This is a genomic window from Streptomyces sp. NPDC048295, assembly GCF_040652135.1.
Classification (GTDB): Bacteria; Actinomycetota; Actinomycetes; order Streptomycetales; family Streptomycetaceae; genus Streptomyces.
The window spans coordinates 424,075-443,567 of the sequence record NZ_JBEZLL010000001.1 but is presented as its reverse complement, the minus strand read 5'-3'; the positions used below and the strand labels follow the sequence as shown (position 1 = coordinate 443,567).

17 protein-coding genes are annotated in these 19,493 nt (G+C 71.6%); 10 read left to right on the top strand and 7 right to left on the bottom strand.

Annotation, left to right across the window (positions count from 1 at the left end; genetic code table 11):
* Window positions 1-95 precede the first annotated feature (95 nt).
* Genes AB0D53_RS01950 through AB0D53_RS01935 form a run of 4 tightly spaced genes read left to right on the top strand, consistent with a single transcriptional unit; the run spans window position 96 to window position 3,557 of the window.
* Entirely contained in the window at window positions 96-1,031 is a 936-nt protein-coding gene (locus AB0D53_RS01950) for an ABC transporter ATP-binding protein (RefSeq protein WP_362438529.1), read from the top strand.
* Window positions 1,028-1,768 carry an ABC transporter permease gene (locus AB0D53_RS01945; protein ID WP_329818045.1) on the top strand — a complete coding sequence of 247 codons (741 nt, stop codon included), beginning with the start codon at window positions 1,028-1,030 and terminating at the stop codon, window positions 1,766-1,768. Before AB0D53_RS01950 ends, AB0D53_RS01945 begins: the two co-directional genes overlap by 4 nt.
* Window positions 1,765-2,949, top strand: a complete 1,185-nt coding sequence (locus tag AB0D53_RS01940) for a sensor histidine kinase (RefSeq protein WP_362438524.1) — start codon at window positions 1,765-1,767, stop codon at window positions 2,947-2,949. Before AB0D53_RS01945 ends, AB0D53_RS01940 begins: the two co-directional genes overlap by 4 nt.
* Window positions 2,946-3,557, top strand: a complete 612-nt coding sequence (locus AB0D53_RS01935) for a response regulator transcription factor (RefSeq protein ID WP_362438521.1) — start codon at window positions 2,946-2,948, stop codon at window positions 3,555-3,557. The genes AB0D53_RS01940 and AB0D53_RS01935 overlap by 4 nt, the downstream gene beginning before the upstream one ends.
* A gap of 203 nt (window positions 3,558-3,760) precedes the next feature.
* Here AB0D53_RS01935 and AB0D53_RS01930 read toward each other — a convergent pair whose 3' ends face one another.
* The 3 genes from AB0D53_RS01930 to AB0D53_RS01920 all read right to left on the bottom strand — a co-directional run bounded on the left by AB0D53_RS01930 (window position 3,761) and on the right by AB0D53_RS01920 (window position 8,282).
* Window positions 3,761-5,533: a coagulation factor 5/8 type domain-containing protein gene (locus AB0D53_RS01930; protein ID WP_362438518.1), complete on the bottom strand. Its 1,773-nt coding sequence runs from the start codon at window positions 5,531-5,533 to the stop codon at window positions 3,761-3,763.
* Window positions 5,534-5,929: 396 nt separating this feature from the next.
* Entirely contained in the window at window positions 5,930-7,441 is a 1,512-nt protein-coding gene (locus AB0D53_RS01925; protein WP_362438515.1) for a VCBS repeat-containing protein, read from the bottom strand.
* A 121-nt stretch (window positions 7,442-7,562) separates the two neighbouring features.
* Window positions 7,563-8,282 (bottom strand): class F sortase, encoded by a 720-nt coding sequence (locus AB0D53_RS01920; RefSeq protein WP_362438512.1) that lies wholly within the window; start codon window positions 8,280-8,282, stop codon window positions 7,563-7,565.
* A gap of 288 nt (window positions 8,283-8,570) precedes the next feature.
* Here AB0D53_RS01920 and AB0D53_RS01915 point away from each other — a divergent pair, with 288 nt between their 5' ends.
* Window positions 8,571-9,740 carry a hypothetical protein gene (locus tag AB0D53_RS01915; protein ID WP_362438509.1) on the top strand — a complete coding sequence of 390 codons (1,170 nt, stop codon included), beginning with the start codon at window positions 8,571-8,573 and terminating at the stop codon, window positions 9,738-9,740.
* A gap of 395 nt (window positions 9,741-10,135) precedes the next feature.
* Complete coding sequence (locus AB0D53_RS01910) at window positions 10,136-12,151, top strand: translation factor GTPase family protein (RefSeq protein ID WP_362438506.1); 2,016 nt, start codon at window positions 10,136-10,138, stop codon at window positions 12,149-12,151.
* Between the two features lie 15 nt (window positions 12,152-12,166).
* Here AB0D53_RS01910 and AB0D53_RS01905 read toward each other — a convergent pair whose 3' ends face one another.
* Together AB0D53_RS01905 and AB0D53_RS01900 are read right to left on the bottom strand one after the other, a co-directional pair.
* Complete coding sequence (locus AB0D53_RS01905; protein ID WP_362438503.1) at window positions 12,167-13,015, bottom strand: transglutaminase-like domain-containing protein; 849 nt, start codon at window positions 13,013-13,015, stop codon at window positions 12,167-12,169.
* A 16-nt stretch (window positions 13,016-13,031) separates the two neighbouring features.
* The gene (locus AB0D53_RS01900; RefSeq protein WP_362438500.1) at window positions 13,032-14,033 is read right to left on the bottom strand and encodes a GNAT family N-acetyltransferase; all 1,002 of its coding nucleotides are present in this window, start codon (window positions 14,031-14,033) and stop codon (window positions 13,032-13,034) included.
* A gap of 117 nt (window positions 14,034-14,150) precedes the next feature.
* Between AB0D53_RS01900 and fdxA the strand changes: the two genes are divergently transcribed.
* Together fdxA and AB0D53_RS01890 are read left to right on the top strand one after the other, a co-directional pair.
* On the top strand, window positions 14,151-14,471 hold the full coding sequence (gene fdxA / locus AB0D53_RS01895) for a ferredoxin (RefSeq protein WP_018956287.1): 321 nt from the start codon (window positions 14,151-14,153) through the stop codon (window positions 14,469-14,471).
* A gap of 150 nt (window positions 14,472-14,621) precedes the next feature.
* Entirely contained in the window at window positions 14,622-15,716 is a 1,095-nt protein-coding gene (locus AB0D53_RS01890) for a bifunctional succinyldiaminopimelate transaminase/glutamate-prephenate aminotransferase (RefSeq protein WP_362438497.1), read from the top strand.
* Between the two features lie 85 nt (window positions 15,717-15,801).
* Here the strand turns inward: AB0D53_RS01890 and AB0D53_RS01885 are convergent, their stop codons facing one another.
* Both AB0D53_RS01885 and AB0D53_RS01880 read right to left on the bottom strand, forming a co-directional pair.
* Window positions 15,802-16,215, bottom strand: coding sequence for an ATP-binding protein (locus AB0D53_RS01885; protein WP_362438494.1), 414 nt, complete (start codon window positions 16,213-16,215; stop codon window positions 15,802-15,804).
* A gap of 288 nt (window positions 16,216-16,503) precedes the next feature.
* Window positions 16,504-17,451 (bottom strand): hypothetical protein, encoded by a 948-nt coding sequence (locus AB0D53_RS01880; RefSeq protein ID WP_362438491.1) that lies wholly within the window; start codon window positions 17,449-17,451, stop codon window positions 16,504-16,506.
* A gap of 61 nt (window positions 17,452-17,512) precedes the next feature.
* Between AB0D53_RS01880 and dapE the strand changes: the two genes are divergently transcribed.
* Together dapE and AB0D53_RS01870 are read left to right on the top strand one after the other, a co-directional pair.
* Window positions 17,513-18,592 carry a succinyl-diaminopimelate desuccinylase gene (gene dapE, locus AB0D53_RS01875; RefSeq protein ID WP_362438488.1) on the top strand — a complete coding sequence of 360 codons (1,080 nt, stop codon included), beginning with the start codon at window positions 17,513-17,515 and terminating at the stop codon, window positions 18,590-18,592.
* 112 nt (window positions 18,593-18,704) lie between these two features.
* Window positions 18,705-19,454, top strand: a complete 750-nt coding sequence (locus AB0D53_RS01870) for a TIGR00730 family Rossman fold protein (RefSeq protein ID WP_362438485.1) — start codon at window positions 18,705-18,707, stop codon at window positions 19,452-19,454.
* Window positions 19,455-19,493 lie beyond the last annotated feature (39 nt).

Below are 19,493 nucleotides of genomic sequence, written 5' to 3'. Positions count from 1 at the left end.
GCAGCGGAGTCATAGGCCGGGCATGACATCTGTCATCCCGTTTCCACGATTCCCGGCCCTGCCGCGAGCACCCCGCCCTCCGTCACGCTTGACGCATGACAACGACAGCCGCCGAGGCCACCGGGGCGAAGACCGCCGCGGTCCGCTTCGAACAGGTCAGCAAGGCATACGGAGCGGTACGCGCCGTCGACGGGCTCACCCTCGACCTGCACCCCGGCGAGACGGTGGCGCTCCTCGGCCCCAACGGTGCCGGGAAGTCCTCCACCCTGGATCTGCTGCTGGGCCTGCGCACCGCCGACTCCGGCACGGTCCAGGTCTTCGGCACCACCCCGCAGGACGCCATCGCCGCGGGCCGCGTCGGCGCGATGCTCCAGACCGGCGGCCTGATGGAGGACGTCACGGTCAAGGAACTGGTCGGCCTCGCCTGCGATCTGCACCCCAGGCCCTACCCGGTGACGGAGGTGCTCTCCCGCGCCGGTGTCGCGCAGATCGCCGACCGGATGGTCAACAAGCTCTCCGGCGGCCAGGAGCAGCGCGTCCGCTTCGCGCTGGCCACCGCGGGCGCCAACGACCTGATCGTCCTCGACGAACCGACCACCGGCATGGACGTCACCGCCCGCCAGGCCTTCTGGGCCACCATGCGCGAGCAGGCCGAGCGGGGCCGTACCGTCCTGTTCGCCACCCACTACCTCGAAGAGGCCGACGCCATCGCCGACCGCGTCCTCGTCCTCCACAAGGGCCGGCTGCTCGCCGACGGCACCGCCGCCGAGATCAAGGCGAAGGCGGGAGCCCGCCGGATCTCCTTCCGGCTGGAGGGCCCGGTCGACGAGGCGGCCCTGCGCGGCCTGCCGTTCCTCGCCACGCTCGACATCGCCGGCAACCGGGTCCGGATCCAGTCGCACGACGCCGATGCGACGGTCCACGCCGTCTACGGACTCGGCCTCTTCCCGCGTGAACTCGAAGTCGCGGGACTCGGCCTGGAACAGGCCTTCGTCGCCATCACCAAGGCCGAGGAGGCCAGGACCGCATGAAGACTCTCATCAGGCTCGAAGTGACCCGCACCCTGCGGAACAAGAAGTTCATGTTCTTCTCGATCATCTATCCGTCGGTGATCTACCTGCTGATCTCCAACACCCAGAACACCTCCGACCGGATCCCGCACACCGATCTGACCTTCCAGGCCTTCTTCATGGTCTCGATGGCTTCCTTCGGCGCGCTGACCGCCGTCCTCATGGGCAACAGCGAACGCATCGCCAAGGAGCGCGAGAAGGGCTGGGTCCGCCAGCTGCGGCTCACCGCGCTCCCCGGCCGCGGCTACGTCCTGGCGAAGATCGCCAGCGCGGCGATGGTCACCCTGCCCTGCATCGTGGTGGTCTTCCTGGTCGCCGCCGCCGTCAAGCACGTACGGGTGGAGACCTGGCAGTGGTTCGCGCTGGCCGGGGTCATCTGGGCCGGTTCGCTGGTCTTCGCCGCGCTCGGGGTCGCCATCGGCTACCTGGCCAGCGGCGACGCGGTCCGCCCGCTCACCATGATCATCTACTTCGGGCTCTCCATTCTCGGCGGCCTGTGGATGCCCAGCGCGACCTTCCCGCAGTGGCTCCAGAACATTTCCGAGTGGCTTCCCACGCACGCGTACGCTTCTCTCGGCCAGGCGATCGAGATGGGCGGTTCGCCGCACGCCAAGGACGTCGCCATCCTCTGCGCGTACTTCCTGGTCTTCGCGGGCGGCGCGGCCTGGCTCTACCGGAAGGACACCCTGAAGGCGTGAACGACGACGAGACGTCCGTGGGCGTCGGGCGCCCGCCCACGAACCGCAAGCAGGTCTGGATCAAGCTGCTCTGGATCGGTATCTGGCTCGCGTTCATGGGCGCCCCGGTCACGGATCTGACCGGGGGCAACCACACCCCGTGGGCGACGGCGCTCGGCGCGCTCGGCCTGGTGACCTTCGTCGGGGCCTATCTGGTCCTGGTCGTCCGCCACACGTCCAAGCCGCTGGACAGCCCTCTCGTGCACTCCGCGATCGCCTTCCTCGGCGCCCTGTCCGTCGTCCTCACCCTGACGCTCGGCACCCCGTGGCTGGTCCTCTTCGTGTACGTCGCGGTCTCCGTCGGCGCCACCCTGCCGCTGCGGACGGCCCGTTGGCTGATCCCCGCCGTCACAGGGGGCATGGTCCTCATGGGCCTGGCCGGCGGCCACCCCCGCGAGGTCATCACCGCCCTGGCCTTTCCCGCACTGCTGGGCGGGTTCTCGATGACGGGGGTGAGGCAGCTGATCCGTACGACGATCGAGCTGCGCGAGGCCCGCGCCACCGTCGCCCAGCTCGCCGCCAACGAGGAACGGCTCAGGCTCGCCCGCGATCTGCACGATCTGCTCGGCCACTCGCTCTCCCTGATCACGCTCAAGAGCGAGCTGGCCGGCCGGATGCTCCCCGACCACCCGGAACAGGCCGCCGCCCAGGTCGCGGACATCGAGCAGGTCAGCCGCCAGGCGCTGATCGACGTACGCGGAGCGGTCACCGGCTACCGCCGCCCGACCCTCCCCGGCGAACTCGCGGGGGCCCGCACCGCACTCGCCGCCGCGGGCATCACCGCCGACGTCCCTGCCGAGTCCCCCGACGACCTCCCCGGAAAGCCGGAGGAGGTGCTCGCCTGGGCGCTGCGGGAGGCCGTCACCAACGTCGTACGCCACAGCGGGGCCCGCCACTGCACGGTCACCCTCGCCCCGCGCCAGACCCTGGACGGCAGGGTCCTCGAACTCACCGTCTCCGACGACGGCGTCGGCCCCTCGGGCACGAAGCCGGGCAACGGCCTCACCGGCATGGGTGAACGCCTCGCCACCGTCGGCGGCACGCTGATCACCTCGACGGGCAGCCCCGGCTCCGGCTCCGGCAAAGGCTTCACCCTGGCCCTGACCGTTCCGCTCGATTCCGGCCTAGGATCCACGGAATGAGCATGATCAGACTCCTCCTCGCCGAGGACCAGTCCATGGTGCGCGAGGCCCTCGCGGCACTTCTCGGCCTGGAGCCCGACATCGAGGTGGTGGCCCAGGTCGCCCGCGGCGACGAGGTGCTGGCCGCAGCCCGCGAGCACGACATCGACGTGGCGCTCCTGGACATCGAGATGCCGGGCATGACGGGCATCGAGGCGGCGGCGGTCCTGCAGCGCGAGCTCCCGGCCGTGAAGGTCGTCGTCGTCACCACCTTCGGCCGCCCCGGCTACCTGCGCCGGGCCATGGAATCGGGCGCCGCCGCCTTCCTGGTGAAGGACGCCCCGGCCGCCCAACTCGCGGAGGCGGTCCGGAAGGTGCTCGCCGGCGAACGCGTCATCGACCCCACCCTTGCGGCAGCGGCCCTGGCCGACGGTGCCAGCCCCCTGACCGAGCGCGAACGCGACGTACTGCGTACGGCGGCGGACGGCTCCACCAACGCGGAGATCGCGACGGCCCTCCACCTCTCCCAGGGAACGGTCCGCAACTATCTCTCCATGGCCATCCAGAAACTGGCCGCCCGCAATCGCGCGGAGGCGGTCCGCATCGCCCGCGAGAAGGGCTGGCTGTAGCGCACTCCGCCGGGATCGGGCCGGGCCCGGGCGGGGAATTCGCCGGGCCGGGTGTACTGGAGCAGATGACCGGGCGGTGGTCGGACGCGGCGCCGACGGGAAAACCTGGTGCCGACACCCATGGGCCGAGGAGGAGCCGCCCGCCGTCCGTGCCCCACGGAGCCCCGGGCACGCGTCGCGGCGGGACGGCCCGCATCCCGGTGCTACGGGAACGACACCACCTTCGAGGGAACGGTGTCCGTCCCCGACGTGGGTGAACCCGTGTCGTTGATGACGTGCTCGTACTGCCCCTTGCCGCCGAGCGAGACCACGAGCAGGTCGTGGAACTTCACGCCGGGCTTCACCGGTGCCTGGAATCCGTGGTCCTGACGGATCGTCGGGTCCACGTTGAAGTAGCAGTAGCTGCCCAGACCCCAGCCCTCGTGACGGTTCACCGAGTCGTCGACCCGGTAGGCCGCGAATCCCTTGATGTCACCGTTCTGGACGGCTGCCTGGTCGGGGGCGTCGTACGCCTTCTCGTTCTGGAAGAAGATCGTCCGGCCGTTCTCGCCGGACCACCGCACGTCGTACTTGTTGAAGTGCTCGACGAACAGGCCGGTCGCCAGGACGTTGTCACCGTTGACCTGGAGGCCGTGGTCGGACCGGTTGGTCTCCCAGCCGACGCCCTCGCCGTGGTCGGCGCGCCAGAGCCAGGTGTGGTCGATGATCGTGTCGTTGCTGTTGATCACCATGCCGGTGGTGGCCTTGCCGGCTCCCGCGCCCCCGACCCGCACGAACACGTCCTGGAGCGATGTCGGGTTGTCCGCGTGGCTGGTGGACGCGTCCTTCGGGCCGACCTCGATCAGTGTGTCCGAGTTGACGGGTCCGGCGTCGACGAGCAGCCCGGCGAGCTTCACGCCGTCCACGTCACCGACCCGGATGGCCGTGACCCCGTTGTCCGGGACGATCGTCGCGAGACCCAGACCGAGTACCACGGTGTCGGCGCGGTCGATGTCGATCGTCCGGTCCACGTGGTAGATGCCGGGCGTGAACAGCAGGTGCAGACCCTGCTCCACCGCCGCGTTGATCGTCTCCGCGGTCGCGCCCGGCTTCACCACGTAGAACCGGTCCAGTGGTATCGAATCGCCCTGCGGTGTGCCGTTGCCCCATGAAGTGCCGCGCGCCTGGGTGCGCTTGGCGGGCACGAACACCTTGTACGCGTCCCCGTCTAGGTAGAGGAACGGCTTCTCGCGCGAGACGGGAGTGGTTTCGAGCGTGGTGTACGGAGGCTCCGGGAAGCTCTGCGCGGGTGCGCCCTCGACGCCGGAGAACGTCATGTTCCAGACGCCGTTGTTCCAGCCGCCGACCGAACTGTCCCGGGTGTACCACTGCTGCTGCGAGTACGGTCCGACCTGGCCGTCGATCCTGCTGTCGGCGATGTACCCGCCACTGGCCCAGCCGTAGCCGTCGGGCGCGAGGTTCAGCCCGCCCCGGACGTGCATCCGGCGGAACGGCGCGGCCTGCGAGACCGCCCAGCGGTCCGTGCCGTTCACCGGGTTGAGCGCCAGGTTCTCCGCCGACCGCCAGAAGTTCTGGGTGGCGTTCCCGTTGAACCACCCGGCGTCGACCGTCACGTCGCCGTTGAACGTGGTGTCGTCCGGGTTCAGGCCCAGCCCGGCGATCGAGGTGTAGAAACCGATCTGCGCATTGATGTTGTCGTAGGTGCCCGGCTTGAAGAACAGCGCATAGCGGCCGTCACCGAACTGTGCCGACTCCTGCTGCGCGAAGACCGCGTCGACCTTGCCCTGGATGTCGGGTGTCGAGGGGTCGAAGACCATGACCTGGGGGCCGAGGTCGCCACCGCCGGCGATCTCCCGCGCGTCCTGTCCGGACGCGGTCGGGGCGATGAGCACGGAAGCGAGCAACGCGGCGGCGAGCGCGGCGAATCCGGGAATCCGGCTCCGGCGGCGTGGGGGTGTTGTGGGGGGAGCATGCATGAGAACACTTCTCCTGGGTCGTGGTCCGAGTGCACGACGAACTGCCGGGAGAGTGCTCCGAGAGCGCTCTGAGAGCGCTCTCCCGACAGGCTCCGATGGTTCCGCCGTCGCGCGGGGAGCGTCAAGAGGTGTGCACGGACGGTCGCGCCGGATCGGCCTGGGCGCAACAATCGACGTCAGTGGAAAGGCAATTGACCCGTTCTGTGGTCAGTTCGGTGGAGTTCTCGATTCGGAGGGTGATGCCGGGCCGGTCACCGACGAGGAGCGGCCGGCTTCGTACCTGCCGCCCCCGAGCGGGGTGGGGGAAGCCGGCTGGACCCGTAGATCCGGCCGGCTTCCCCCCTTCCGTGCCGTCGTCGGTCCGCCGGGACGTCAGCCGGTCAGCCCGTCGGTCCGTCAGCCGGTCAGTGTCTCGCTGAAGCGGGACGGGCCGGTCGGGGCGCCGATCGTGGCCGCGCCGAACGAGACGGAACCCTTGGCGATGACGCCCGTGGCGTCCGTACCGAAGATCCACAGGGCGCCCCTGCTGTTGTTCTCCGACGGGGCGCCGACCACCATCTCCGTACGGCCCTTGCCGTCGTAGTCGCCCAGCGCGAGGGCCTGGCCGAACTGGTCGCCCGCCTCGGCGACCCCCGGAACCCCGGCCGTGTACTGCCCGAACTCCTTGGAGCCCGCACCGCTCACGCCCTTCGGGCCGCCCTTGAACACCAGGACCCGGCCCGCGTCGGCGATGCCCTTGATCTTCTCGTTCGGCAGGCCCGTGGCGATGTCGGGGTAGCCGTCGCCGTCCGTGTCGCCCAGCGCCAGGCTGTAGCCCATCCGGTCGTGGAACTCGGCCGTGCCCGAGACACCCTCGGTGTCCTGGTTGATCCAGACGGGCTTGCGGGTGGTGCTCTGCCCCCCGGGGCCGCCGTACGAGATGAAGAGCGCGCCGCCCTTCTTCACGGGGGTGTCCTGCCCCGACCACTCGTCGCCGCGACCGATCACGATGTCCCCGTGGCCGTCCTTGTCCAGGTCGGCGATGCCCACGGCGGTGCCGCCGACGCCGGCGCCGTCCGCGTCCTTGATCTCGACGGGGGCGGCGAAACCGGTACGGCTGCCCTTCAGCAGATACGTGTGCTGCTGCCACGGGTCGTCCGGGCCGAAGCCGAGGATCACCAGATCGCCCACCCCGTCGCCGGTCACATCACCCACGGCCATCTCCGAGGTGTCGAGGACCGCCGTGCCGTCGACCGTGAAGGAGCTGACCCTGCTCCATTTGCCGGTGCGGTCGACCGGGCCGTGCAGGACGTGGCCGCCGCGCCGTACGTCGCCCACCGCGATGTCGGCGATGCCGTCACCGTCCACGTCGCCCACGTCCAGGTCGCCGGTGCCGTCGACCTGGTCGCCGGGGACGGGCCGCAGGAGCGTGGCGTTCTTCGAAAGGCCGGACGGGCCGCCCCAGTTGACGGCCAGCACCGTGCCCTTGTCGCCGTCGCTTCTGTACGCCCAGAGGCGGCTGACGAGATCCGCGTAACCGTCACGGTCCAGGTCGGCGCTGCGCAGGCCCGTGCCGTAACGGGCGTCGTTCGGGTTGTTGATGCCCGGGCGGTCCGGCCAGGTCAGCACCTGCTTGTGGGCGGAGGACAGGCCGCCGGGGCCGCCGAAGAGGACGCTCACGGCACCCGCGCCGCCTTCCGGGTCGCCGAGGGCGGCCATGGGTGCGCCCACGGCCACATCCGGGTAGCCGTCGCCGTTGAAGTCGTCGTGCAGCCGCTTGCCGCTCGGCGCGTTCGCCGCCGCGGACGGCTGCGCCGCCGGGGCGGACGACGGCGCGGCGGCGTGGCCGGCCGGGGCGGCCACGGCTCCGGCGACCAGGGCGATTCCGGTCGCGATCGCCAGCCGGCGGCGTTGGGAGAGGACGGGCACGTCGATCAACTCCGGTGCTCGGGATGTCGGTCGGGGCAGTACGGAATCAGCTTCCGTACTGCCCCGTACGACCTCGCGACCCGGCGGATGGTTGTGCCGCACCGTCGACGAGTGCCGGTGCTCAGCCGTTCTTGAAGGAGTCGAGATGCGCGAAGGCCACCACGTTGTCCTCGTAGTCCTTCGCGGTCTTGTTGTACGGGCCTCCGCAGGTGATCAGGCGCAACTGGGCGGAGTTGGTCTCGGCGTAGACCCGGTCGTCCGGGAACCTCGCCTTGCTGAACTGCTCGACGGAGTCGACCTTGAACGTGGCGACCGAGCCGTCCGCACGGGTGATGTCGACCTCGGCGCCGGGCTTGAGGTACTGGAGCTGGAGGAAGACGGCCGGACCGGTCCTCGTGTCGACGTGGCCGGCCACGATCGCGGCGCCGCGTTCGCCGGGGGTCACGCCGTCCTTGTACCAGCCGACCAGGTTGGTGTCGTTGGGCGGCGGCGGGTTCAACTGGCCGGTGGGGCCGAGGGACAGATCGGTGAACGGCGCGTTGACGCCGATGGCCGGGATCCGCAGCCGCTGCGGGACGGAACGGGCCATCGACGGGCCGACGGTGGCCTTCGACGAGGTGACGGGGGCGGGGGCGGCATGGGAGCCGAGGACCTCGGGGGCGGCGGACGAGACGGCGGCGGGCGCGGGCGGCGCTTTGTCGTCGACCGCGGTGCCGAAGGAGTTGTAGATGAGAACCATGCCGAGCCCGGCTGTCACGGCGGGCCACATCAGGGCGCGGCCCAGTGTGGTTCGGGGGGCAGTCCGGGTGGGGGTGGAGCCGGTCGACTGCGGGGCGGCCATGGGAACGTGCCTTTCGGTCGTGCGGTGTTGAGAGGAGGAGCAGAGGGAGCCGGTCCGGGGCTTATCCGGGGTTTACCAGGGGAGAAAAGCAGTCGCCGCGGCCGCCGCCCCGAGGGGCAGCGGCCGCGACAACGTGACGACCGGCTGGATCTGGCCCGGTCAGGCCATCGCGTCACCCGACGACTGGCGGCGGCGCAGCTTGTACGCGCCGACGCCGACGCCGCCCAGCAGCAGGGCCGAGCCGGCGGCCAGACCGCCACCGGTCATCGCCATGCCGCCACCGCCGGCGTGCACGCCACCACGGGGCCGGTCGCCGCCACGGTCGCCGTAGCCGCCTCGGCCGCCCTCGTCGCCACCGCGGTCGCCGCCACGGCCGCCCTCGTCGCCGCCACGGTCTCCGCCGCGGCCGCCCTCGTCTCCGCCACGGCCGCCTTCGTCTCCGCCACGGCCGCCTTCGTCGCCGCCTCGGCCGCCCTCGTCGCTGGTGACCACGGAGGCCATGAACCCGCCGCCGGCGTGGACGCCGCCGTTCGGGCGGCCGCAGTCTCCGCCGCGGCCGCCGCAGTCTCCACCACGGCCGCCTTCGTCGCCGCCGCGGCCGCCACGGTCGCCGCCACGGCCGCCTTCGTCGCCACCACGGTCGCCGCCGCGGCCGCCTTCGTTGCCGCCACGGTCACCACCGCGGCCGCCTTCGTCGCCGCCACGGCCGCCTTCGTCGCCACCACGGTCTCCACCGCGGCCGCCCTCGTCGCTGGTGATCACGGCCGCCATGAATCCGCCGCCGGTGTGGACACCGCCACGGGGCCGGTCGCCGCCGCGGTCGTCGCCACGGTCGCCGTAGCCACCGCGGCCGCCTTCGTCGCCACCGCGGTCTCCGCCGCGGCCGCCCTCGTCGCCGCCACGGCCGCCACGGTCGCCGCCACGGCCGCCCTCGTCGCCGCCACGGTCCCCACCGCGGCCGCCTTCGTCGCCGGCGATCACAGCCGCCATGAATCCGCCGCCGGCGTGGACGCCGCCGTACGGGCGGCCGTGGTCGCCGCGGCCACCGCGGTCTCCGCCACGGTCTCCGCCGCGGCCGCCTTCGTCGCCGCCGCGGTCGCCGCCACGACCGCCTTCGTCTCCGCCGCGGTCTCCACCGCGGTCGGACCTTCCGTTGTCGTCGCCGTGCGAGGACGAGTAACCGTTGTCGTGGCCCGAGTCGCCCGACGTGACCATGGCGTAGGCGGACGGGCCGGTGATGGCGAGGACCGCTGTGACAGCGGCCGAAGCGAACAGTGTGCGGGCAGAGCGCATCTGAACACATTCCTTCCGCCGCAACTGCGAAGAGTGACTGGGTGTCGACTCAATGTGGCGCAGTGGCGACGTGATCCACCGTCAGCCGGAATACGGATCCGCGCCATCGGGGAGTGCAGCATTGGAGCTACGCCGTGGGCTCTTCGGGTGGAGTGGGGCCGATAATCACCCGTTGGACTGCACGCGGCGACGTGTGAGGTTTGGGCGGTGCGACCCCACCCGTTTGCCGCCCTCCTTCGCGCAGCCGGGTGGTCCTCATGCACTTGGTGACGGTTTCTCGGTTCCGCCGAACTGACGCTACGGCAAGGTGAGTTGGCGAGGGTCGCGCAGTGCGCCGGTCGAGTGGGGCGATCCCGGCGGCCTGCCGGATTCCGCGCGCGGATGCCCCGGGACCAGGGCCGGCGGTGTGTGTGATCCGGCGCCGCTAAATCGGTTGTCGGGGGGTGTGCCGCTCTGCTGTAATCCCCGCTGAAGTCGACCGACAAAGGAGCGGGTCATGCGAGGAACTCTCATGTTCATTCAGGCGGGAATTGCCACCGATCTTGAGGACATGGAGTTTCGTGCACACGCTGAATCTGGGAATCCTGGCGCATGTCGACGCCGGTAAGACGAGCCTGACCGAGCGGCTGCTCCACACCGCCGGTGTCATCGACGAGATCGGCAGCGTCGACGACGGCAGCACCCAGACCGATTCCCTGGCGCTCGAACGGCAGCGCGGTATCACGATCAAGTCCGCCGTCGTCTCGTTCGCCGTCGACGACACCACCGTCAATCTGATCGACACCCCCGGTCACCCGGATTTCATCGCCGAGGTGGAGCGGGTGCTGAGTGTGCTCGACGGCGCGGTGCTGGTCGTTTCCGCGGTGGAGGGCGTACAGGCGCAGACCCGCGTCCTGATGCGGACACTGCGGCGCCTGCGCATTCCGACGGTCATCTTCGTGAACAAGGTCGACCGCGGCGGCGCGGGGGGCGAGGCCGTGCTGCGGAGCATCGCCGAGAAGCTGACCCCGGCCGTGGTCGCCATGGGCCGGGTCCACCGGCCGGGCGGCCGGGACGCCCGCTGCACGGCGTACACCGGCGCCGACGCCGGCTTCACGGACCGGCTGACCGAACTGCTCGCCGATCACGACGACGCCCTTCTGGACGCTTACGTCGAGAACGCCGCGCCGCTCCCGTACGGCAGGCTGCGTGAGGAGCTGGCGGCGCAGACCGGTCGGGCGCTGGTGCATCCGGTGTACTTCGGTTCGGCGATCACCGGGGCCGGGGTGGACGCCCTGATCGGCGGGGTCCGGGAGCTGCTGCCCGCGAGCGGGGGCGATCCCGGCGGGCCGGTCTCGGGCACGGTCTTCAAGGTGGAGCGCGGACCGGGCGGCGAGAAGACGGCGTACGTCCGGATGTTCTCGGGCACGCTGCGCGTCCGCGACCGGCTGCCGTTCGGCCGGGGCGACGGGCGTGCCGAGGGCAAGGTGACCGGGATCAGCGTCTTCGACCAAGGCTCGGCCGTGCGCGGGGCGGAGGTCCGCGCGGGCCGGATCGCGAAGCTCCGGGGGCTCGACGGCATCCGGGTCGGTGATCCGGTCGGCGAACCGGACCGGGCCGCACCGGACCGGTCGTTCGCTCCGCCGACGCTGGAATCGGTCGTGGTGCCCCGCGCTCCGGCGAGCCGGGGCGAGCTGCACTTCGCGCTCGCGCAACTCGCGGAGCAGGACCCACTGATCAACCTGCGTCAGGACGACGTCCGCAAGGAGGTCTCCGTCTCGCTCTACGGCGAAGTGCAGAAGGAGGTCATCCAGGCGACGCTGGCCGATGAATTCGGAATCGGTGTCTCCTTCCGCGAGACCACGACCATTTGCCTGGAACGGCCGAACGGCAGCGGAGCGGCGTACGAGATCATCGACCAGAACGGGAATCCCTTTCTGGCGACCATCGGCCTCAGGGTCGACCCCGCCCCGGTCGGCAGCGGCATCACCTACCGCCTGGAGGTGGAGCTCGGATCGATGCCCTTCTCCCTGATGCGGGCGGTGGAGGAGACCGTGCCGGAAACCCTGCGGCAGGGAATTCACGGCTGGCAGGTCACCGACTGCGTGGTCACCATGACGCATTCCGGCTACTGGCCCCGTCAGAGCCATTCCCACGCCGTTTTCGACAAGAGCATGTCGAGCACCGCGGGCGACTTCCGCAATCTGACCCCGCTGGTCCTGATGAGCGCGCTCAAGAGGGCCGGCACCACGGTGCACGAGCCGATCCACCGCTTCCGCCTGGAATTCCCCGCGGACCTGCTCGGCCCGCTCCTGCCCGTACTCGCCCGCCTGGGTGCCGTGCCGGGTACTCCGGCCGTGCAAGGTTCCGCCTGTGTGCTGGAGGGCGGGATCCCGGCGGCCCGCGTCCACGAGCTCCAGCAGCAGCTGCCGGCCCTGACGCGCGGCGAGGGGGTCCTGGAGTCCGACTTCGACAGCTACCGCGCGGTCGTCGGTACGCCCCCGGACCGGCCGCGCACCGACCGCGATCCGCTCAACCGCAAGGAGTACCTGCTGCGTACGGTGCGCAGGATCGCCTCGGGCGGGGACGGGCGGTGACCCCGGGCGCGGTGCTCAGTTCAGCAGCGACCGGGCCGCCCGGGCCCGGTGCCGGATCGCCTCCGCCGCCGCGGGCTCGACCCGGTCGACCACGTCCGCGTACTCCTCCATCTCCGCCGCCCCACGCAGGAACTGCCCGCTCTGGACGAGCAGCTGCGCGCGCTCGTAACGGAGCCTGGCGGGGTGCGAGGGGAGCAGCAGCGACAGGTCCACCGCCCACAGCGCCACATCGGTGTGCTCGGGGCGGGTCGCCGCCCACGCCCTGATGTTGTTCAGGATCCGCAGCACGGTCTCCAGCGGCCGCGCGGGAGCCAGCATCGATTCCTCCAGCGGCTCCCCGGTGGCCCCGGCCACCAGCAGCTCGGCGTCCTGCCCGGTCATCGGCCGGCCCCCGTCGAAGGGGTCGGCCAGCACGCGCTCGGCCGGATCGCCGAAGCCGACGACGAAATGGCCGGGCAGCGCCACCCCGTACACCGGGGCGCCAGCCCGCCGCGCGACCTCGATCCACACCACGGACAGCAGGATCGGCAGCCCGCGCCGCCTGCGCAGCACCTCGTGCAGCAGCGAGGACTCCAGCCGCTGGTAGTCCGCCGACGAGCCCGCGAAGCCGCACCGCTCACCCAGCAGTTCGGCCAGCGCCGAGGCCCAGGCCCGGCCGCCCCGGATCCCGTACGGAAGCCGGCCCGCCAGCTCGTCCAGCCCGATCTGCGCCGCGTCGATCCCGTGCGCGTCCAGCGCCGGATCGGCCACCGCGCCCACCAGCAGACAGAGCAGCGCGAGGTCCGGCCGCTCGGCGCGCGCCTCCTCGGCGAACCGCCGGTACAGCTCGTCCCGGTCCGGGTGCTCGGCGGAGTCAGGGTTCATCGGGCCGTCCGTCCCGTCACGCCGACCGGAAGTGGTGGTACAGGTGATGGACCGCGAACCCCATGCCCTCGTACAGCGCCCGCGCCCCCTCGTTGTCCGTCTCCACCTGGAGCCACGCGGCCGACGCACCCTCCTCCAGGGCCTTGCGGGCGAGCGCGGCCATCACGGCGGAGGCGAGCCCCCGGCGCCGGTGCGCGGGGTCGACCTCGACGGCCATGAAGCCGGCCCACCGCCCGTCCACCACGCACCGCCCGATCGCGGCGGGCGCCGCGTCCTCGCTGTCGCCGGCCACCGAGGCGAACCACACCGAGGGGCCGCCGCGCAGCACCGCCAGGACATGCGGGCCGGGGGTCTCGAAGCGCTGGTAGCGGGAGAGCCACTTCTCGTCGAGGTCCCGGCCCAGCCGCACCCGGGACACGTCCGCGTCCAGATCGCCGATCGGGGCGAGCCGGGCGGTGCGCACCTGAGCCGTCACCTCGCGGTGCCAGCCGCGTTCCTCCAGCTCCGCGCAGAGCAGCTCCTGGGTGCCCTCGGCGCCGGTCGCGGTCTGGATGTACGCGGGCAGGTCCCGCTCCCCGTACCACCGCCGGACGTGCCCGAGCGCCTCGTCGAGCGGGACACCCGGATCGCCGAGCGGCAGCACGGAGTTGGCGCGCCGGGTGAACCCCCGCGCCGCGCGCAGCCGCCAGTCGCCCAGCGGTTCGCTCTCCACCGGCTGCCAGGCGCGGGCACAGACGGGCGCGAGCTCTTCGAAGGAGGCCGCCGGACCGCGCCGCCGGGCCGGAGCCGCGGGCACCACCTTGCCCGCCACGAGAACCGATTCCGGGATACGGACGGATTCCCCGCTCTTCGGTGTGATCGAGAGCACACCGTCGTCCCACGATGTGAGAACCCCGACCGTGTCGGCAAACGTCGCTCCTTGTGGGGCCGTCTCGCACACACGCCGGACTGATACCCGTTTGCCCACGTCAGCCGGTGTGATTCGGACCCTGAGCTGTCCGCCGATGGTGAATTCCACAGCTCTGTACGCCCCTCCTGTTCGGTTCGTGCCCCGGAACGGAGATACTAGGGGCGGGCATCGACGACGCCGCGCTCCCGCGCGAGAGCCAACGCCCTACCGAGGAGGAACGACAGCGTGACCTACGTCATCGCGCAGCCTTGTGTCGACGTAAAGGACAAGGCCTGCATCGAAGAGTGCCCCGTCGACTGCATCTACGAGGGCCAGCGGTCCTTGTACATCCACCCGGACGAATGCGTCGACTGCGGAGCCTGTGAGCCGGTGTGCCCGGTCGAGGCCATCTTCTACGAGGACGACACCCCGGAGGAGTGGAAGGACTACTACAAGGCGAACGTCGAGTTCTTCGACGACCTCGGGTCGCCCGGTGGTGCCTCCAAGCTGGGCCTGATCGAGCGCGACCACGCCTTCATCGCCGCGCTGCCGCCGCAGAACCAGTAGTCCGCGGCCAGCACGTGCGCAGCCCCGGTCCCGTACGGCTCGTCACCGTGCGGGGCCGAGGCGTTTTCGCACCCGGGTGACGAGCGGTCCGAGACCCCTCACGACCCCGTGCGTGTCCCGCGTGACCCCCGTACGAGAAAGCAGAGATCCGTGTCCGCAGTCTCCTCCCGTCTCCCGGTCTTCCCCTGGGACAAGCTCGCGCCCTACAAGTCGACGGCCGAGGCCCACCCGGACGGCATCGTGGACCTGTCCGTCGGTACCCCCGTCGACCCGGTGCCCGAGCTGATCCGGCGGGCGCTCGTCGCCGCGTCGGACAGCCCCGGCTATCCGACGGTGTGGGGGACCACCGAACTGCGTGACGCGATCGCCGGGTGGGTGGAGCGGCGGCTCGGCGCGGTCGGGGTGACGCACGGACACGTACTGCCGGTCGTCGGCTCCAAGGAGCTGGTGGCCTGGCTGCCGACCCAGCTGGGACTCGGCGCGGGCGACAAGGTGGCGTACCCGCGGCTCGCCTACCCGACCTACGAGGTGGGTGCCCGGCTCTGCGGCGCCGAGCCCGTCGTCTACGACGACCCGACCGAGCTGGACCCGGCCGGACTGAAGCTGCTCTGGCTCAACTCGCCGTCCAACCCGACCGGCCGCGTCCTGGCCAAGGACGAGCTGACCCGGATCGTGGCCTGGGCCCGCGAGCACGGCGTGCTGGTCTTCAGCGACGAGTGCTACCTGGAGCTGGGCTGGGAGGCCGAACCGGTCTCCGTGCTGCACCCGGACGTCTGCGGCGGTACGTACGAGGGCATCGTCGCCGTCCACTCGCTCTCCAAGCGCTCCAACCTGGCCGGATACCGCGCGGCGTTCATCGCGGGCGACCCGGCGGTGCTGAGCGAGCTGCTGCTGATCCGCAAGCACGGCGGCATGATGACGCCCGCCCCGGTCCAGGCGGCGACGGTCGCGGCGCTCGGCGACGACGAGCACGTCGCCGAGCAGCGGGCCCGGTACGCGGAGCGGCGCGCGGCCCTGCGCACCGCGCTGGAGGCGCACGGCTTCCGCATCGAGCACAGCGAGGCGAGCCTCTACCTGTGGGCCACGCGCGACGAGCCGTGCTGGGAGACCGTGGCGCACCTGGCGGAGCTGGGCATCCTGGTGGCGCCGGGCGACTTCTACGGACCGGCCGGGGACCGCTTCGTACGGGTGGCGTTCACGGCGACGGACGAGCGGGTGGCGGCGGCGGTCAAGCGGCTGTCCTGAGAACGACGGCATACGCGCGGGGCCCAGGGAGTGCGCACTCCCTGGGCCCCGCGCGTATGTGGTGGTGCCGGCCGGAGGGGCCGGGTCAGCCGAGCGGCAGGCCCTTGGTGGGCAGGCCCTGGGTCGGCAGGCCGCCCCGGGTCGCGGCGCCGGCGGTGTCGCCGAGGACCTCGCCCGCGCTGCCGGCGGCGCCGCCCGCGGCCTTCTGCACGGTGGGGGCGGTCTCGGCGCCGGCCTTGCCGACGGTCCTGCCCGCGGCCGGGAGGGTCGTGCCGACGATCTTGCCGCCGGTCTCGCCCGCCGCCTTGGTGCCCTGCTGGGACGCGCTGTCGACCGTCTTGCCGAGACCGGCACCGTCGACGTGGGTCAGACCGCCGAGCTCCGGGGCCTGCGGGAGCTCGGCGGCACCCGCGGCTCCGGCCGCACCGACCACGGGGGCCGCACCCGCGGCGATCAGCAGCGCGGCACGGGCGATCCGGCGGGTCAGGGGGAGGGACATGATGCTCCTTCGACGGGACGAGGAATAGGTCTGTCCGTTGATCGGACGCAATGACAACCGTCGAAAGGGCAGGGGAGGTTGCGGTGGGCCGAGGTAAAGAGTCGGTAATGCGTCACATGATCTGCAATGGAGGAACCCGGGCAAACGCAGCATTCCAGCAACGGTTGATGAACCGTCACTTCCCTTTACATATAAGGGAATTGGGGTACCTGGAGGCGGCCACGGGAAGGGGGCGCGCGAGGGGGCGCTCGAAACGGGCCGGACGACACCTGCGGGCGATCGGGTGAACTAGTGCGCGAGCCGGATCCGGACGTCGGTGGTGCCCGAATCCTTGCGCTCCGTCCGCCAGCCCGACCCGGCCTCCCAGACCCGGCCCGCGTACGAGACCTCCGCCAGCCGGAGCGCCTCGGACTGCGCGACCGCCCAGTGCGCGAGCTCCCAGCCGCGCCGGGCCGCGCCGTCGTCCCCGGCCGCCCGGGCCGCGGGCACCGGCACCGAGACGGTGCCCGTCGACGCCGGACCGGCCGCCGGCCCGCCGTCCCCCGGCGCGGTCTTCGCCGCGGGCAGCACGCCCTTGCCGAAGGCGCGCACCAGCTCCGCCCGCACCTTCGCCGGGTCGGGGCCCGCCGCGGTCGCCCGCGGCGGCGCGCAGTTCAGCGAGGCGGGCGTACGACCGGTCAGCGCCGCCGCCAGCAGGGCCGCGTCCGGCTCGTGCTTCGCGTAGGCCTGCGGGAAACCGCTGCGCTGGACCCGCTGCGCGGCGACCGTCAGCGGCAGCCGCGAGTAGCCGGGGACCTCGGCCAGATGCCGGTAGAACTCCCCGGCGGAGTAGACCGGGTCCAGGATCTGCTTCTCGGTGCCCCAGCCCTGCGAGGGACGCTGCTGGAACAGCCCCAGCGAATCGCGGTCGCCGTGCTCGATGTTGCGCAGCCCGGACTCCTGCAGCGCGGTCGCCAGCGCGATCGTCACAGCCCGCTCCGGCATCCCGCGCGAGGTGCCGACCGCGGAGATCGTCGCGGCGTTGACGGCCTGCTCCGGGCTCATCCGGTACGTACGGCTCTCGCCGTCCGAACCGTCGGCCGACTCGACGACGCATCCGTCGATGATTTTGCTGCCGGTTATGTACTGAACGGTCAGATAACCGCCGAGTACGGCGAGCACGACAAGGGCGACAGCGATTCGCAGGAGGCGGCTGCGGACGGTGTGTCGGCGGGCGGGGGAGGCGGTCCGGGGCACGCGCCCACCGTACTGGAGTACCCGTCCGGGGCCGAGGGCCCTGTCAATTAGGGTCGGTGCCATGCCCGAAACCACACTTGACCTCACTCTGGACGGTCCGGCGCTCACCGCATGGCTCGTCGACTTCCCGTCGGTCAGCGGTCAGGAGAAGGACCTCGCGGACGCGATCGAGGCGGCCCTGCGGCCCCTCCCGCACCTGACCGTCGACCGGCACGGCAACAATGTCGTGGCCCGGACGAACCTGGGCCGCGCCGAGCGGGTGGTGCTCGCCGGGCACATCGACACCGTCCCGATCGCCGACAACGTGCCGTCCCGGCTCGACGGGAACGGGGTGCTGTGGGGCTGCGGCAGCTCCGACATGAAGTCGGGCGTCGCCGTCCAGCTGAGGATCGCCGCGACCGTGCCCGAGCCCAACCGCGACCTGACCTTCGTCTTCTACGACAACGAAGAGGTCGCCGCGCACCTCAACGGGCTCGGCCACATCGCCGACGCCCACCCCGACTGGCTGACGGGTGACTTCGCGGTCCTGCTGGAGGGCTCCGACGCCGAGGTCGAGGGCGGCTGCCAGGGCACCCTGCGGGTCTTCCTCCGTACCGAGGGGGAGCGGTCCCACTCCGCGCGCGGCTGGATGGGGTCCAACGCGATCCACGCCGCCGCCCCGATCCTGGCCCGCCTCGCCGCGTACGAACCGCGCCGCCCGGTCATCGACGGCCTCGAATACCGCGAGGGCCTGAACGCGGTACGGATCGAGGGCGGCGTCGCCAACAACGTCATCCCGGACGCCTGCACCGTCGTGGTCAATTTCCGGTACGCGCCCGATCGGACCGCCGAGGAGGCGCTGGCCCACGTCCACGAGGTCTTCGCGGACTGCGGCGTCGCCGAATTCGTCGTCGACGACCACTCGGGCGCGGCCATGCCCGGCCTCTCCCACCCGGCCGCCAAGGCGTTCATGGCGGCGGTGGGCGGCACCGCCCGGCCCAAGTTCGGCTGGACGGACGTCTCCCGCTTCGGCTCCCTCGGCGTGCCCGCGGTGAACTACGGACCGGGCGACCCGCTGTTCGCCCACAAGCGCGACGAGCACGTGGTGGTCGAGCGGATCACCCACTGCGAGGAACGGCTCCGCTCCTGGCTCACCGGCTGACCCACGGCATTCCCCTGTCCGTAACCTCCATGGATCTACCCTGACCTGACACGGACGACCACGGGTCCCCCGGGATCCACCGGTCGTCGATCGTCGTCGGAGGGAGCAGGTCATGGGCAACCCCGAGGGGGCACGCGTCCCGGAGGAGCAGCGGCTCGGACCGGTACTGCGCCGCAGGGAACAGGTACAGCCCGGCACCACCGATCAGCGGTTGCTGGACACCGAGGGCGACTCCGAGTGGGTGCACACAGACCCCTGGCGGGTGATGCGCATCCAGTCGGAGTTCGTCGAGGGATTCGGCGCGCTGGCCGAGCTGCCGAGCGCGATCAGCGTCTTCGGTTCGGCCCGCACCCCGGCCGGCGGACCCGACTACGAGGCAGGCGTACGGATCGGCAAGGCCCTGGTCGAGGCCGGCTTCGCGGTGATCACCGGAGGCGGGCCGGGGGCGATGGAGGCGGCGAACAAGGGGGCGCGGGAGGCGAAGGGCGTCTCGGTCGGACTCGGCATCGAGCTGCCCTTCGAGTCCGGCCTCAACCCGCACGTCGACATCGGCGTCAACTTCCGCTACTTCTTCGTCCGCAAGACGATGTTCGTGAAGTACGCGCAGGGCTTCGTCGTCCTGCCCGGCGGGCTCGGCACCCTGGACGAGCTCTTCGAGGCGCTCACCCTCGTCCAGACGGGCAAGGTCACCCGCTTCCCGATCGTGCTGTTCGGCACCGCGTACTGGAGCGGTCTCGTGGACTGGCTGCGGGACACGGTGGTGGCGCAGGGCAAGGCGTCCGAGCACGACCTGCTGCTGTTCCACGTCACGGACGACGTGGAAGAGGCGGTCGACCTCGTGACGAAGGAGGTCGGCCGGTAGCGACCGTCCGGGGTGCGGGGCCCGCCGCGGGACCCGCAC